8 protein-coding genes are annotated in these 16,306 nt (G+C 70.0%); 6 read left to right on the top strand and 2 right to left on the bottom strand.

Translation table 11 applies throughout. The features are described 5' to 3' along the window. Positions 1–43 precede the first annotated feature (43 nt). The 6 genes from JQS43_RS11700 (at position 44) to JQS43_RS11675 (ending at position 13,508) form a co-directional block, all read left to right on the top strand. Positions 44–6,394, top strand: coding sequence for a DEAD/DEAH box helicase (locus tag JQS43_RS11700; RefSeq protein ID WP_239679110.1), 6,351 nt, complete (start codon positions 44–46; stop codon positions 6,392–6,394). Next, a complete protein-coding gene (locus JQS43_RS11695; RefSeq protein WP_239679109.1) occupies positions 6,394–8,529 on the top strand; it encodes a UvrD-helicase domain-containing protein in 2,136 nt (711 codons plus the stop codon). Before JQS43_RS11700 ends, JQS43_RS11695 begins: the two co-directional genes overlap by 1 nt. A gap of 38 nt (positions 8,530–8,567) precedes the next feature. Continuing rightward, positions 8,568–9,896 carry a restriction endonuclease gene (locus tag JQS43_RS11690; RefSeq protein ID WP_239679108.1) on the top strand — a complete coding sequence of 443 codons (1,329 nt, stop codon included), beginning with the start codon at positions 8,568–8,570 and terminating at the stop codon, positions 9,894–9,896. Positions 9,897–10,072: 176 nt separating this feature from the next. Then, the gene (locus JQS43_RS11685; RefSeq protein ID WP_239679107.1) at positions 10,073–10,603 is read left to right on the top strand and encodes a DUF4365 domain-containing protein; all 531 of its coding nucleotides are present in this window, start codon (positions 10,073–10,075) and stop codon (positions 10,601–10,603) included. Further along, the gene (locus JQS43_RS11680) at positions 10,600–11,727 is read left to right on the top strand and encodes a hypothetical protein (protein WP_239679106.1); all 1,128 of its coding nucleotides are present in this window, start codon (positions 10,600–10,602) and stop codon (positions 11,725–11,727) included. The genes JQS43_RS11685 and JQS43_RS11680 overlap by 4 nt, the downstream gene beginning before the upstream one ends. A 425-nt stretch (positions 11,728–12,152) precedes the next feature. Continuing rightward, positions 12,153–13,508, top strand: coding sequence for a CBS domain-containing protein (locus JQS43_RS11675; protein ID WP_239679105.1), 1,356 nt, complete (start codon positions 12,153–12,155; stop codon positions 13,506–13,508). A gap of 298 nt (positions 13,509–13,806) precedes the next feature. On the opposite strand, the gene JQS43_RS11670 is transcribed toward JQS43_RS11675, so the two are convergent. Further along, positions 13,807–15,120: an ISL3 family transposase gene (locus tag JQS43_RS11670; RefSeq protein WP_239679104.1), complete on the bottom strand. Its 1,314-nt coding sequence runs from the start codon at positions 15,118–15,120 to the stop codon at positions 13,807–13,809. An 85-nt stretch (positions 15,121–15,205) separates the two neighbouring features. Further along, positions 15,206–16,243, bottom strand: coding sequence for a LysR family transcriptional regulator (locus JQS43_RS11665; RefSeq protein ID WP_239679103.1), 1,038 nt, complete (start codon positions 16,241–16,243; stop codon positions 15,206–15,208). Positions 16,244–16,306 lie beyond the last annotated feature (63 nt).

Below are 16,306 nucleotides of genomic sequence, written 5' to 3'. Positions count from 1 at the left end.
GCAGCGAAGCGGAGCCCCGCAGTCGCGAACGTAAGGCATTCCAGTGAGTGAACTGCTCCCGACGCTGCAGGCGGCCGGCATCCGGCACAGCCTGGTGGACTACCTGACCACCACGTTCGGGTTGACCGACGGGGACGCCCGGGACGGGCTGGACCGGTTCCTCGCCGACCCGGACAACGGCATGTTCAAGGGGCCGTATGTGCGGCTGCGGCTGCCGTTTCGCCCCGCCGACACCGGCTGGCGCGACGCTCTGGAGTGGTACGAAGGCCCGGCGCCGTACGGGCATCAGGCGGCGGCGTTCGCCCGGCTCACCTCGGCGGTTGACGGCCAACGTCGCCGGCCGCTGCCGACGCTTGTCACCACCGGCACCGGGTCGGGCAAGACCGAGGCGTTCCTCCACCCGATCCTCGACCATGTGTTGCGATCGCGTCGGGCCGGCGAGACCGGGTTGAAGGCGCTGATCCTGTACCCGATGAACGCGCTCGCCAACGACCAGGCGGCCCGGTTGACGACGCTGCTCACCAGCCAACCCGCGCTGGCCGGGGTCACCGCCGCCATCTACACCGGGCAGGCCGGGCCGACCCGCACCACAGTCACCCCGGACGGGTTGATCACTGACCGGGGGATCATCCGGGACACCGCGCCGGACATCCTGCTCACCAACTACAAGATGCTCGACCAGCTGCTGCTGCGCGCCGAGGATCAGGAGCTGTGGCGGCAGTCGGCGACCAGCCTGCAGTATCTGGTGCTTGACGAGTTCCACACCTACGACGGGGCGCAGGGCACCGACGTGGCGATGCTGCTGCGCCGGCTCGGGCTGGCGCTGAAGAGCCACTGGCGCGACGACCACCCAAGCCCGCAGATCGACGAGGCGGCCCGGGCCCGGCCGCTGGGCCTGGTGACGCCGGTGGCGACCTCGGCGACGCTCGGGGATCAGGGCGACCCGACGGTGATGTGCGACTTCGCCCGGACGGTCTTCGGCGAGCACTTCGACGCCGACGCGGTGGTCACCGAGACCCGGCTGGGGCTGGCCGAGTGGGTCGGCGACGCGCCGAAGACGGTGGCCGACGCCGGGTTCACCGCGGTCAACGGCGAGGCCGTCGATGTTGCCGGGGCGCTGGCGGCGGTCGAGGCGCTCGGGCACGACCCGACCGGCGGCCAGCTCGCCCAGGCGCTGCTCGCCGCGCTGTACGGCGTACCGACCGACCGGTTGGCCGGGGCCGAGCCGGCGCTGCTGTCGGCGCTGTGCCGGGCGCATCCGCTGGTGCAGCGGCTGGCCCGGGAGGCGGAGCGGGCGGTCGCGGTGGAGACTCTCGCCGGCCGGCTCCTCCCCCACACCGGCGGCGGCGCCCAGGCCGAGGCGATGCTGGCGCACCTGCTGGCGGCGCTGAGCCACGTCCGCGCCGCCACCGGCCGCGAGGCGCTGGCGGTCGACGCGCACCTGTGGGTGCGGGAGCTGACCCGGATCGACCGGGCGGCGGTCGCGACCACCCAGTTCCGGTGGGGCGACGACGGGCCGCCGGCCTCGTCCGACGACGCCGAGCAGCTGCGGCCGTCGTTCCCGGCGATCTTCTGCCGCCACTGTGGCCGCTCCGGCTGGGGCGTCGGGCTGGCGCGGGTCGGCACCAGCCTGGCGGCTGACGACCACAAGATCCGGTCGGACCACGCCCGGCGCGAGGGCCGGTTCCGCCCGCTGCTCTACGCGCCGGTGGAGGCCGCCGCCGTGCTGGCGGAGGAGGACAAGGTCGAGGGTCTGATGTGGTTCTCGGTGCGGCACCGGGAGCTGCTCCCCAAAGTCGCCGAGGACGACCCGGAGGTGCGGGACGGGTGGGTGCTGCCGGTGCTCACGAACGTCGGGCCGGAGGCCGACAAACTGAGCCACGACGACACCTGCCCCTCCTGCGGGCAGACTGACGCGATCCGGTTCCTCGGCAGCGCCGTCGCCACCCTGCTGTCGGTGTCACTGTCCACCCTGTTCGGTTCGCCCACGCTCGACGCCGCCGAGAAGAAGGCGCTTGTCTTCACCGACTCGGTGCAGGACGCCGCCCACCGGGCCGGGTTCGTGCAGGCCCGGTCGCACACGCTGACCCTGCGGGCGGCGCTGCGGGAGGCGGTCGCCGACGGCGCGCTGACCCTCGACGCGCTTGTGGACGAGGTGATCCGGGAGGCCGGCAACGACCCGTTCGCCCGCTACCGGCTGCTCGCCCCGGAGTGCGCCGACCGGCAGTCGTTCCTGCCGTTCTGGCAGGCGGCGACGCTGCGCTCGGTGCCGGCGCGGGTGCGGGCCCGGGTGCGGCGCCGGTTGGCGCTGGACGCGGCGCTGGAGTTCGGGCTGAACTCCCGCACCGGCCGCACCCTGGAGCTGACCGGCGCGGTGGCGGTCGAGGTGGAGGCCGGCCTGCCCGAGCGGATCGCCGGCGCCGCCCGGGCGGCGCTCGAGGGCGCCTCCTGGCAGGGCACGCTCGGCGCCGACGGACCCGACGACGCCACCCTGGTGCGGTGGGTGCGCGGGGTGCTGGACCGGATGCGGGCGCAGGGCGCGATCGACCACCCGTGGTTCGACAGGTACCGGGCCTGCGACGGCAACCGCTGGTGGGTCACCGGCGGTCGGCCGCGCAGCGAGGGCATGCCGGCGTTTCCGTCCGCCGGCCGGGGGCGGACCGGCCGGCCCGCCCCGGCGTACCCGACGGTGGGTGGCTCGCCGCGGCGCGACGGGGACTTGGACCCGGTCACCTCCCCGCAGGCCTGGTACGCCCGTTGGACCTCCCGGGTGCTCGACGTCTCCCGGCAGGACGGCGGCCGGCTGGCGCGGCTGCTCTTCGACCGGCTCGCCCGCGACGGGGTCCTCACCACCACGACGAGCGACTCCGGGGCCACCATCTACGCCGTGCCCGCCTCCGGCATCGTGGTGACGCCGACCGTCGAGGCCGACCTCACCGCCGGCCGGCACCTGCTGGTCTGCGACACCTGCCGGGCCACCACCCCCGGCACGGTCGCGGCCGTCGGCCAGCTCACCGGGGCGCCGTGCCTGCACGTACGCTGCCGGGGCCGGCTGCGGACCGAGCCGCTGGCCGACAACTTCTACCGCCGGCTCTACGCCTCCCCCGACATGCGGCGGGTGGTGGCCCGCGAGCACACCAGCATGCTCGACGACGAGACCCGCCGGGCGTACGAGGATGGGTTCCGCGCCGCCGCCGCCAGTCCGCAGGCGCCGAATGTGCTTGTCGCCACCCCCACGCTGGAGATGGGGATCGACATCGGCGACCTGTCGGCGGTGTTCCTGGCGTCGCTGCCCCGCACCGTCGCCTCCTACCTGCAGCGGGTCGGCCGGGCCGGCCGGCTCACCGGCAACGCGCTGAACCTGGCCTTCGTCACCGGTCGCGGCGACCAGTTGCCGAAGCTCGGCGATCCGCTGTCGCTGCTGGACGGTGAGGTCCGGCCGCCGGCGACGTATCTGGCCGCCGAGGAGATCCTGCGCCGGCAGTACACCGCCTACCTGGCGGACCGGTTCGCCCGCGACCCGGCCCGCCGCCACCCCCGGACGGCGGTGGGGGCGATCGGCTCCACCGCGCCCGGGACCTTCCTCGGCGACCTGATCCGACACGCCGAGCAGCACGCCGGGACCGACCTCCCCCGTTTCCTGGCCTCCTTCGACGGGCTGCCGGTCGAGGTGACCGACGGGCTGCGGGAGTGGCTGGTCCCGCTCACCGGGCCCGGCAGCAGCGGCTTCGCCGCCCACGCCCGGGCCGCCAGCGACCGGTGGCGGCAGACGGTGGCGACGCTTGAGGAACGGCGCACGGCGCTCGCCGCCGTCCTGCCCGAGCTGGAGGCGCGGGCCCAGTCGCCGGCGGTCACCGACGACGACCGGCAGGCGCTGCGCTCGGCCGAGGCCACCCGCAAGCTGATCGGCGGGCAGCTGGCGCACCTGCGCACCAGCTACTGGATCAGCGTGCTGGAGGAGTACGGCCTGCTGCCGAACTACACCCTGCTCGACGACTCGGTCACCCTCGACGTCGGACTGTCCTGGACTGACCCGGACACCGGATCGTACGAGTACGCCAGCGCCCGGTTCGAGCGGGGCTCCGCGCAGGCGCTGCGGGAGTTCGCCCTCGGCGCCACCTTCTACGCCCGCGGCTGGGAGATCACCATCGACGCGGTCGACCTGGGGCTCGACGGCGCCGCGATCCGGCCGTGGGCGTTCTGCCCGGCCTGCGGCTACGGCGCGGACCTGCTGGCGACCGGCCAGGAGACCACCGTCTCCGCCTGCGAGCGCTGCGGCAGTCGCGGCATCGCCGACTCCGGCCAGCGGCTCGACGTGGTCGAGCTGACCCGGGTCTCGGCCGAGGTGCGGCGGGACGAGGTGGCGATCTCCGACCGGCGGGACGAACGCGGCCACGTCGGGTTCCAGGTGGTCACCGCCGCCGACATCGACCCGGCGCAGGTCGCCCGCCGGTGGTTCGTCGAGGGCACCGGGCTCGGCTGCAGCTATCTGCGCTCGGTCGACCTGCGGTGGCTCAACCTGGGGCCGCACGGCCACGGCACCAGCCGCGCCGTCGCCGGCGACGAGCACCAGGGCACCCTGTTCCGGGTCTGCGCCGGCTGCGGCAAGAAGGACACCGACGCCGGCCGCAACCGGCCGCACGAGCACCGACCCTGGTGTCCACACCGGAGCTCGGCCACCGAGCAGACCCGGACCATCGCGCTCTCCCGCACGCTGCGCACCCAGGGGCTGCTGATCCGGCTGCCCTACGCGGTGACGGTCGGCGACGACTTCGCCGTGCCCAGTCTCGCCGCGGCGCTGCTGCTCGGGCTGCGGGAACAGCTCGGCGGCCACCCCGACCACATCCGGGTCGAGCATGTTGTCGACCCGACGCACTCCGACGGCACCGACAACCACGAGGCGATCCTGCTGCACGACGCCGTCCCCGGCGGCACCGGCTACCTGGCCGAGACCGCGTCGCCGGAGCACCTGCGGGCGCTGCTGGTGGCGGCGTGGGAAAAGGTCCGCGACTGCGACTGCCGGCACGAGGACCGGCTCGCCTGCCACCGGTGCCTGTTGCCGTTCGTCGCCCCCGGTGCGGTGCCGCGGATCTCCCGGGCCTCGGCCGACCGCCACCTGCGTACGCTGCTGGGGTTGGCGCCGGAGGCGGAGACCGCCGATGATTCGGCCTGGACGGTGACCGACGTGCCGCCGCACGAGGAGCCGGAGTCGCATCTGGAGCGGGCCTTCCAGCGGCTGCTGCTGAGCCGGCTGCGCCGGGAGGGAGCCGCCGTCACCGAGACCCCGGGCGCCGTCGGCAACGTCGTCCGCTTCACGTTGCCCGGCACCCACCGGCAGTGGACGCTCACCCCACAGGCGAACGTCGGCGACGCCCGCCCGGACTTCCTGCTCGAGACCACCGACATGAACGTCCCCTCGGTGGCGATCTTCACCGACGGCCACGCCTATCACGCCACCGCCGCGGCCAACCGGCTCGCGGATGACGCGGCCAAGCGGGCGAACCTGCGCGACGCCGGGCTGGTCGTGCTCGCGGTCACCGCCCACGACGTCACCGCCACCGAGCAGGGCGCCGACCCGCCGCCGCACTGGTACAACCCGGACCTCGCCGGCACCATCATGAACGTCCCACTGCTCCAGGCGCCGCCGGAGGTCTACCGCCTGCTCGGCCGCGGGCCGATCCCATGGCTGGTCGACTGGGTGGCGCAGCCGCAGCCGGAGGCCGCCCGCAACGTCGCCCGGGCAATGCCGATGTTCCTCAACCGCGGCGCCCAACCGGTCCAGGTCCCGCAGGACGCGGAGCTGGCGACCGTGGCCCGGGCGGCGCTCTGCGACGAGCCGCTGCCGGCCGGACCGCGCACCGTGCATCTGCACCGCTGCGGTGGGTTGGCCGCCGTAGTGGAGATGACAGCCAGCGGGGTGGTCGAGGTCGCCGCCGTCCTCGACGACCGGGACTCGGCGCTCGACGAGGAGCACGCCGATGCCTGGCGGGCGTGGCTGCGGCTGGCCAACGCGCTGGCGCTGCGGGACTGGCCGACGACCCTGACCACCACCAGCCTGGTGGGCGCGGCCACCACCGCCGGCGGGCCCGGCCGGCCGCTCGGCGTCTGGGCCGACGTCTACGACGCCGCCGCGCCCGGGGAGGAACGGCGGCTGGTCGCCGTGCTCGCCGCCTACGACGGCATCACCCCGCCGGTGGTCGGCGCCGAGGGCCCCGACGGGATCCCGCTCGACCTGTCGTGGCCCGACCTCCACATCGCCGTCGTCTTCTCCCCCTTGTCCCCCACAGATCAGGCAGACCTCGCCGCCGCCGGGTGGCGACTCGTCGAGCCGGCACCGGAGCTCGTCGCCGCCGCACTCGCCGCCGCCACCCCCCACTCCCCCGGAGGACGCTGATGCCGACCATCATCATGGGCAAGCTCGCGAGCAAGCTTGACGGCTCAATCCGCGGCAAGGCGATGGCGTTCCTGCAGAAGCTCGGGACCGATGACACGGCCAACGGTCTGCACGTGGAACCGATCCAGCAATCCGCCGACCCGCGGGTGCGCACCGGCCGGGTCGACGACTCCTGGCGGGCGGTGATGTTCCGGCTCGACGGCGACGGCGAGACCCACTACGTCATCCACGGCATCTGGCCCCATGACGACGCGATCGCCGTCGCCCAACGGGTCCGGCTGAAGGTCAACCCGATCAACGGCCTGCCGCAGATCGAAGAGGCCATCGCCACGCCCGCGCCACCGGCGGCGGTCCCGACGCCCGCCGCGCCGGCCGTTGCGACGCTGCTGCCCAGCCTGGGGCACCGCCGCGACGACCTGGTCGCCACTCTCGGTATCCCGGAGGCGATCGCCGACGAGGCGATGCAGGCCGCCGACGAAGATGCCGTCCTTGCGTTGGCGGAACGGCACGTGGGGTGGGTGGGCAGCATCCTGGTCGACCTGGCCGCCGGTGACCCCGCGGAGGCGATCGCCGAGCGGATGCAGTTGGCGAAGGCGGCACCGGACCGGGACGCCGACGCCGATGTCCTGGAGTCGCTCAAGCGGCCGGCAGCCGGCCTGCAGTACGCGTTCATCGAGGACCAGGAGGAGCTGCGCCGGGTCATCGAACGCGGCGACTTCGGGGCGTGGCGGATCTTCCTCCACCCGGAGCAGCGCCGCTACGTGGAGCGTCGCTACAACGGTCCGTTCCGGCTCTCCGGCGGAGCCGGCACCGGCAAGACCGTGGTGCTCATCCATCGCGCCCGAGGGTTGGCCCGGCAGCATCCTGACCGGCGGATCGTCCTGACCACCTTCACCACCAACCTCGCCGACGCAATCGGCGACGGCCTCACCCAGCTCGACCCGCGGATCTCCCAGACCAAGACGCTCGGCCAACCCGGCGTCTATGTGGCCGGTGTGGACGCGCTCGCCGCCGCCGTCCTGCGCGACGCCGGCGCGGGCCTCGCCGCGGCCATGCAGGATGTACTCGGTGTGGAGCGCGCCGCCCCGCTGGCGCGCACCGCCAACACCCGGTGGCGCGAAACGATCGAGTCGACCGGCACCACCCTGCCGACCCAGCTCGCCAACGAAACCTTCCTCGCCAACGAGTACGCCCACGTCGTCCTCCCCCACAAGATCCACGACGAGGCCGGTTATCTCCGGGCGCGGCGGCCGGGTCGAGGCGTCGCCCTCGACCGCGCCAAGCGCGCCGCGGTATGGGCGCTGATCGCCGCATACCGGGCCCAGAGCCGGATCGACGGCAGCCTCGACTTCACCGAAGCCGCCGCCGTCGCCGCCGCCCACCTGGCGCAACAAGGTGAGCGCCCGGCCGACCACGTCCTGGTCGACGAAGGGCAGGACCTCTCCCCCAGCCACTGGCAGCTGCTGCGCGCCCTGGTCGCCGAAGGGGCCGACGACCTCTTCATCGCCGAGGACTCCCACCAGCGCATCTACGGCACCCGAGTGGTGCCCGGCCGGTACGGCATCTCGATCGTCGGCCGCTCCCAGCGGCTCACCCTCAACTACCGGACCACCGCCCAGAACCTCCGGTACGGGATGAGCCTGCTCGAAGGCGGCGAGTACGTCGACCTCGAAGAGGAACCGGAGGCCACCGGCTACCGTTCTGCCCGCCGCGGGCCGGCGCCGACGGTGCAGGCGGTCGACTCGCTCACCGACGAGCTGCAGGCGGTGGCGGGTCACGTCCGCGCGGTGGTCGACCGGGGAGCCGAGCCCGACACCGTGGCGGTCCTGGTGCCCGACCGGTTCCACCGCGACCGGGTCGTCACCGCCCTCACAGAGCACGGGGTCGACGCCCGCGCCGTCGACCGGGACCGGCCACCGCCCGGGCGGGTGCCGGTGTTGACCATGCACCGCGCCAAAGGCACCGAGTTCTCCACCGTCATCCTGGTGGTCGGCAAACCCTCCACCAACGAGCTGAGCCGGCTGGAGATGTTGGACTCGACGGAACGGGCCGATGCCGAGCTGCGAGCCCGCTCCCTGCGATATGTGGCGGCCACCCGCGCCCGCGACGAACTGGTCGTGGTCACCCGGCGCTGACGCCTGGCCGGCCGACCCTTCGGAAGGGAGCGCCCTCCTTGTCAGAGCATCAGCTGAGGATGCTCGAGGTGCTGCGATATGCGCGCGGCGCCAGCCAGGTCGACGCCACCATCGACGGCTATCCGAACTTCCACTTCGCCACCTCCTCTCACCTCTCCGGCAGCCAGCCGAAACTGATGCTGGAGCGCGGAATCAATCCGTCCGCGCTCGTCGCCGGTCCAGGCGACGAACACCGACGGCCGGTCATCCTGATCCGATCGAGCCCCTGGAAGGCCGGGCAGGCCAGCAACCCCTGGCACGACGAGTTCGACCTCGACCACGGCTACGTCCGCTACTACGGAGACCACAAGCCCGACACTGCCGGTCTACCCGGAACGACCGCCGGGAATCGCGCGATGCGGGAGGCATGGGAGCTGCACGCTTCGATCGGGCAACCACGGCGAGCTGCCTCACCCCCGTTGTTACTATTCCGTTCTGCCACCGTTGTCCAACATGGGCGCAGGCTAGTGAAAGGGCACGTCGAGTTCTGTGGTGTGGCGATAATCGAGCGGCTCGAGCACGTGGTGCAGCGGGATCCGGTGAGTGGCCGAGGCTTTCCCAACCTCGCCTTCGACCTGGTGGTGCTGGATCTAGCCGACTCCGGCGAGCGCCTTGACATGCGTTGGATTGCCGACCGGCGCAATCCGGCGCTCTCGCTCGCCGAGACCGAACGGCACGCCCCAGCCAGTTGGCGGCGGTGGGCCGCGGAAGGGAAGGCCGGCATCCCCCGGCTCCGCCGTCGGGTCGTCTCCTCGCGGATAAAGTCGACCGCTGATCAATCACCGCCGCCCGGTTCGGAGGCGGAACGCGCTCTCGCTGAAATCCACTCGTACTTCTCCGACCGGAGCCACACCTTCGAGCTACTCGCCGCCAAGGTTGCTGCCCGGGTGCTGGGAGGTACCGGTGCGATCTACCGCGAAGGCTGGCTCACCAGATCCGGCCGCGACGGCGGCATGGACTTCGTCGGTCGACTGGATGTCGGATCGCCCGAGAGCAACACTCCGCTCGTGGTCCTCGGGCAAGCCAAGTGCGTAGCACCCGGCACTTCAATCAGCCCGGATCAGGTGGCGCGAGTCGTCGCGCGGCTTCGCCGCGGGTGGATCGGCGTCTTCGTGACGACCGGGGTCTTCTCCAGACAGGCGCAGGCCGAGGTGGTCGACGACGAGTACCCGCTGGTCCTTGTGGGCGGTCGGGTGCTCGCGGAACAGGTAATACAGCTGGCAGCTGAGAGTTACGACGCCGACCTCGCGGCACTTCTGTGCACGATCGCCGGCTCCTACGCTGGTGCGGTCACCCACCGCCGACCAGAGGAGATCCTCGTCGGTTGATGAGCCGCCGGTCACCCCGCTTCTGCCGGGGAACAGGACGAACACGCTACGCGATCACTGGTAACGTGCGCCCCTTCGAGCGGCAGGAAGGATACCGACCGATCGGGCGATCTGCGTGCCCTAAGATGGTAGTGCCCAGTCCGTCCGGTTCGAAAGGCTACGCAGGTGCGTTTGGTATGACCCAGCAGACTGGCCTTGATCGACGGACGCACCAGGGCTACTACGGTGAAGCGTTCGTCCGGGCACTGGCTGCCTCGGCAGGGCTCATTGTCTCTCGGGCGGATCTTGACGTCACAGGTGAAGACTTCACGATCGGTTACCCCGGCCGGCGGGGGACGGCACGATACCCGAAGATCGAAGTGCAGGTGAAGTCCTGGAGTCGCCCGACGGGCAACGACACCGTCTGGCGCTACCGGATGCGGGCCAACCACTACAACGATTTGGCGGGAGAACCCTTCTACCTCCCCCGATATCTGTTCCTGGTGGTCGTCCCGGCCGAGGCCGAGCAATACACCAGCGTCGCCGACGACGCGCTACGGCTCCACCACGCTGGTTACTGGGCTTCCTTCTCCGACCGCCCTAGAGCGCTCAACGCCCAAACGGTCACGGTCGAAGTACCACGCCGCAACCTCCTCACCGCTGCCTCGCTTCGAGATCTGATACCTAACCGCCTACCAACCACCCCGCTACCACGGAGCCACTCGTGAACAGCGCTGATCTCGACGCGCTGACCCCAGCCGAGGTAGAGACCTACCTGGCAAGCGCCGGCTGGGTGGAACAGCAGCGTGCACCGCACGCCGTACTCTGGACCACCGGCGAAGGTGACGATGAGGTAGAACTGCTGCTGCCGCTCAACCCGGCATACCGTGACTACAGTGCACGTCTTCGCGAAACCGTCCGGACGATTGCGCTGGCCGAAGAACGCGACGCCCGCGAGGTGCTCGCCGATCTCACCGCCACCACAGTCGACACGCAACGCTTCCGGCTGTTGCCCGACCTTCCCTCGGGCAGCATTCCGCTTGTAGACATCGTGGATGTGACCCGCGGCGTCCGTGATCTTATGTTCACCGCTGCCCACGCGACCGTCATTGATACGCCGATGGTCGTGCAACCCCGGCCTCGCCCGCAAGAGGCGAATCGGTTCGTCCGCGGGGTCCGGCTCGTCGCACCGACACCCGGAAGTTTCGTTCTTTCCGTCCACATCCCTCTGGACCGGCAGAGAGAACCCGGTAGGCCGCCACGCCAGACGTCTCCTGACTCCTCGCCCCTGCCGTTAAGTCGGCGTGTGGCGCTGAAGCTACATCAGGCCGTTGCGGCGACCTGCGTCGCCGCGGACGAAGCTGCGGGCCGAGACTCGCTGCTGCCGTTCACGGATCGGGCAGCGGACGGAGTCTCGGCCGACCTTTGTGAGGCGATCAGCCTCGTCGGCCGCGGCCAGCCGTTCGATCTACAGTTCGCCTGGGCACAGGCTCTGCCAACACGGCTAGGAGGCAACGGCTTTGCCTTTGACCGGCGAAGGATCGACATCATCAAAGCCGCAGCAACTGACCTCCCCAGCATGGCGGCCGATTCGGACGCGGTGGTGGTCGCTCGAGTTGTCCGGCTCGACCGCACTGTTCAGGCGACAGGCACCGTAACGCTTCGCGGAGCCCTAGAAGGCCGCACTGGACCGCGCTCCGAGGTCCGACTGACGGCGTCATTGCCGTCGCACTTCTACGACACTGCCGTCGTCGCCCATCGATCACGCCGGCGTGTCCGGGTCGTGGGGAGCCTACGAGGGCGTGAGCTCCACGCAGTCACGGCAGTCCATCTTCTCGACGACGAACCTTGATCAACATGCTAGGGAAGCAACAGGCCACCCACCGCCGGCTGGCGCCGACGCGCACCTCGCTGACGGCACCGGCGATTGCGGCTACCGGCGGCGAGCGGCGCTCGGTATGCTTGGGTCTGTGATGGAGAGTCGAGCGCTCCGATAAGGTGCTTTACGCAACCATAACGGCCATCAACACGCTGATCTAAGTGGGTGCTAAGTAACCGATGGAGACCGCATGGATGGTCCGAGCCGGCCGTCGCGGCGAACGCGAGGCCGAGGCGCTTGATCAGTCCCTCGTCATCGCTGGCTGGCAGGAGATGGGAGACCTGAGTCAGTTCACTACGCGTGGAGAACTTCTTGCTGCGGTACGAGCTGCCTACCCACACCGATCGCGTACCGTCGTCGCAAATTGGACGGGGCAACTATGGCGCCTCCTGCGCGTCATGGATATCGACGACCTGGTGGCGATCCCGCTCAAGACGGTGCCTGATCACGTCGCGATCGGCCGGATAACCGCCGGATATCGATACCGCCGAGACGCTGCACCGGACCGACGCCATGTGCGACCAGTCGTGTGGCTCCAGCGAGCACAGCCGCGGTCAGCCATCCAACAGGACCTGCTGCACAGCCTCGGTTCCTTGCTGACGATATGCCAGCTGCGGCGCAACGGCGCGGCTCGGCGGATCGCCGTACTGGCCGATACCGGCGTGGATCCTGGACCCACGCCCGATGAGCTATCCAGCGACGGATGGGCCACACCCGATGACTTCATCGCACGAGCAGCGGCCACCGAGGACGGATTGGAGGTGACGATCAGGGAACTCCTGGGCGAGTGGGGAGCGGGCCGGCGGACCAGTTCGGCAGTAGCCGTCATTCAGCGAGACCTGGGCGAGAACGGACTCACCACTGTGCCGCCGTTCACTGAGGGCTGGATAGGCCGCAGCATCCGCGTCGTGAAGACCGGGGCGGAGGCCGACGACTCGACCGACGAGACCGCCACAGAAAAGCTGATCGAAGCGGAGGAGGAGCAGGATATCGCGTCGGCCGAGGACCAGGGCGACGATGGGCTCGTTCATGAGAAGCCGTTCACACTGCGATTCGGAAACCTCCTCCAGTCCGAAACCGCCGTCGAGTCAGTGCTGCCCACTGACTCGATTGTGCTGGCGCGAACGCTCATGCTTAAGCACAACTACTCCCAACTGGCGGTGACCGACGAAGACGGAGTCTTCCATGGGGCCATCAGCTGGGAGTCGGTCGCCCAGGCGCAGATGGCGCACCAGAGCGTTACAACTGTAGCCCAGGCCCAACATACCGCATCCGTAGCAGCATACGACGACCTCGTACTGCCTCGTATCGACGAAATATCCAGCCATGGCTTCGTCTTCGTACGCTCCAAAGACGGCAGGACGGTGGCCGGCATAATTACCTCTGCGGATCTGACCAACAGGTTCGGCGAGATCGCAAAGCCGTTCACCATGATCGAGGAGTGCGAACGCCGACTCCACCGCAGAGTTAAGGCCAAAATCCCATCTGAAGTCATTGCAGCCGCCACCCAGAACCGGCACAAGAACGCCGATACGTTGACCTTTGGATCCTATGCTCACCTCCTCAAAGAGGTAAGGACATTCGGCCTCCTCAACTGGCCGCTCGACCATACTGAATTTCTTCGACAGGTCCGAGGCGTGGCCGATATCCGGAACAAGATGATGCATTTCTCCCCGGACCCCATACCGACCGATGAATGGGGAGTGATTGACGGCTTGCTCGCCATGCTGCACGCAGTTGATCCCCTCCCCTGAACCGCCTCCGAAGGGCGGCCGGTGTTCCAGGGCATGACCGGCAACCCACCCAGCCCATGCGGCACACCACTGACCCGAGTCGGCTGCGGCCGCTACGGGCTGACGCCGCACGCGCCGGTCACTTCGCCGACCACCACGCCACCGGCGCCCGGTCACCAACTTGCCAGCGGACCACCTACGCCGGCCACACTCGACACCCTCTCCGCCGACCAGCTGGATTTACCTTCGGCGTGGGCGCTGCTCGTACCGGTTGGCATCATGGTCGCCGCGCCGGCCAGCGTAAACGGGCTCTACGAAGTTAGTGGGGGTCAAGGTGTCCTCGGGTCTTTCTGGTGGTGGCGCAGCGGGTGCGTAGGCGCTGGTTGACGGCGTTTCGGAAGCCGTAGGCGTCGCGGGCGACGGTCTTGATGACCCGGTTGGTGCCCTCGGATCCGGCGTTGGTGATGCCGGTGTGCAGGAACGCGAGGATCTGGGGCCACCAGGTTTCCACTGTGGCGGCGAGACGTTCCAGCTCCGCCACCCCGGCCTCGGCGCAGCGGGTGTAGAAGCGGTGCAGCCGGCGGGCGACCTGTCGGCGGTCGGGGTTGATGCGGGCCAGGGCCAGAAGGTCCAGCAGGTCCTCCTTGGCGTTCCAGGCCGCCAAGATCGGTGCGGCGATCGCCGCAGGCAGGGTGGACAGCTCGTCCACCAGGGCGTCGACGTGCTCGCCGGGCATCCGGGCAGCGCAGCGGGTCAGCCGGTTGCGTAGCTCCCATTCCCGGTTGCCTTTGCGGCCACGCCGGCCGCGGACCTGCACGGTGACCCGCCGCCGGACCTCGGTCAGGGCCTGGTTGGCCAGCTGCACCAGATGAAAATGATCAACAACGAGGGTGGCGTTGGGTAGCATCCGACCGATCGCGGACTTAAAGATCGTGCACATGTCGATGGCGACGAACTTGACCTGGTCGCGCCAGGACTGCTCACGTGCGGCCAGCCAGTCGGCCATCACCGCAGCGTTGCGGCCCTCCACCTGCCCGAGCAGACCCTGCCCACCGGACAGATCGCAGAAGCCGACATGCCACCGCTGACGCACCGTGACCCAGCTACCGGCAGCCTCGTCGAAGACCCAGCGGGGCCGGCCCCGGCGAACCTCGTCAACACCCAACACCTCAACCGGGTCAGGTTGAGCCGGCAGCACCTGCTGGGCGTGGAAGGTGAACGCGGCGGAGGCCACCGGCCACGACACATCATGATCACGCCCGGCCTGCACGACTGTGCGGCCCCGATCGGCCACCGCCGCCCCCGCCGAGGACCGCAACCGGGCGGTCAACCGCTTACGTGGCGGCACCTCGGGCACTGATTCAGTGAACGACTTACGGCGACACTCTGCCTGCTCACACAGCCAACGGCGTTTGGTCCACACCAACTGCGGACGCCGGCCACCAACCTGCAGGTCCCGCGGCCGGGTGGTCCGCCGCCCCTTCGATCTTCGCGCCCGAGTGCCGCATTCCGGACACATCCGCGCCCGCTCGTCGGCGGTGTTCACCTGCACGACCAGGCCCTGCGGCCCGTCGGTGACCCCCACGACAGCCAGGCCATCAAGGCCCAGCAACCGGGAAGTATCGTCAACCATGCCCGTGGCTCTTCTGTTGTGACCAGCTTGCTTCGACAACAGGCATGATCACCGAGAGCCACGGGCCCTCTCACGCCGGGGTCCACTAGCGACAGCTACACAGGGTGCCGACCCCCACTAACTTCGTAGAGCCCGTAAACGCCGTGGCCTGCTGCCCCTCTTCCACCCGCCGGCTGAGTTCCTCGGCGCGGATCACCCCGGAGAAGGCCGGCTCAGGATGCGGGTGAAGTTCCGCGGCGACTGCGGTAAATGCCTCCACCAACCGTCGCAGCGCCGGCCGATGCCGGGACGCCGATCGGACCGCCGCCGAGAGCCGGCGGCGAATCGGTGGCCCAGCCGGCGCCACACATTGAATGTCGTAGCGGGTCAGTGCGATCGCGACCTGCGGGACCAGGCTGATTCCCAGCCCGGCCTCGACCATCGCCTGGATCACGGCGAAGTCGTTGCTGGTGTGAGCGATGTCGGGATGGAACCCAGCTGCGGCACAGACGCTCATGATCGCGGTGTGGCAGAAGGTACCTTGCTGACAGGTTATCCAGCGTTGGTCCGCACAGTCAGCAAGCTCCAGCTGCGGCCGCGCCAGCGAGGATCCGGCCGGCACGACAAGGTACATCAGTTCGCTGAACAGCGCGACCAGGTCGATACCGGGGATGGTCAGCGCCGGCAGTGGATCGTACTGGTCCACCAGCGCCAGCTCGATCTCACCGCGTTGCAGAGCCGGCAAGCTCTCGTGCGCCTCCACCTCCCGCAGCCCGATCTCCACCGGCAGGCCCGCCTCCGCGAAACGGGCTAGCGCCCGCGGAACGACCCTTCGGGATATGCTCGGCAGCGTAGCCAGACGCAGCTGACCGACGCCGCCATGGCGGAGCTGGGACAGCGCCGTCTCGGTCCGCTCGACCTCGGCGAAGATGCGCTCCGCGTGGTCCACCAGCAATCGGCCGGCCTCGGTGAGGGCCAACTGCCTGCCGGAGCGCTGCAACAGTGTCATCCCGACCTCACGCTCCAGCCGGGCCAGCTGCTGCGAGACCGCCGACGGGGTCAGCCGAGCGGTGCGCGCCACCGCGGTGACAGTCCCCAGCGACGCGAAGAGAGTCAGCAGGCGAAGCCGCCTGAAGTCGAGCATGGATCCCTGCCTACCGATACAAAGCGGGTGGATAGGTGCTACACGATACCACTGATCGTACTT

The sequence above is a fragment of the Natronosporangium hydrolyticum genome (assembly GCF_016925615.1).
Classification (GTDB): Bacteria; Actinomycetota; Actinomycetes; order Mycobacteriales; family Micromonosporaceae; genus Natronosporangium; species Natronosporangium hydrolyticum.
This window is presented reverse-complemented; position numbering and strand designations above follow the sequence as displayed.

What these genes read in the sequence shown, in the direction of transcription:
- JQS43_RS11665 (WP_239679103.1), bottom strand. Translation starts at nt 16,243, where the DNA reads ATGCTCGACTTCAGGCGGCTTCGCCTGCTGACTCTCTTCGCGTCGCTG.
- JQS43_RS11695 (WP_239679109.1), top strand. Translation starts at nt 6,394, where the DNA reads ATGCCGACCATCATCATGGGCAAGCTCGCGAGCAAGCTTGACGGCTCA.
- JQS43_RS11685 (WP_239679107.1), top strand. Translation starts at nt 10,073, where the DNA reads ATGACCCAGCAGACTGGCCTTGATCGACGGACGCACCAGGGCTACTAC.
- JQS43_RS11675 (WP_239679105.1), top strand. Translation starts at nt 12,153, where the DNA reads ATGGATATCGACGACCTGGTGGCGATCCCGCTCAAGACGGTGCCTGAT.
- JQS43_RS11670 (WP_239679104.1), bottom strand. Translation starts at nt 15,120, where the DNA reads ATGGTTGACGATACTTCCCGGTTGCTGGGCCTTGATGGCCTGGCTGTC.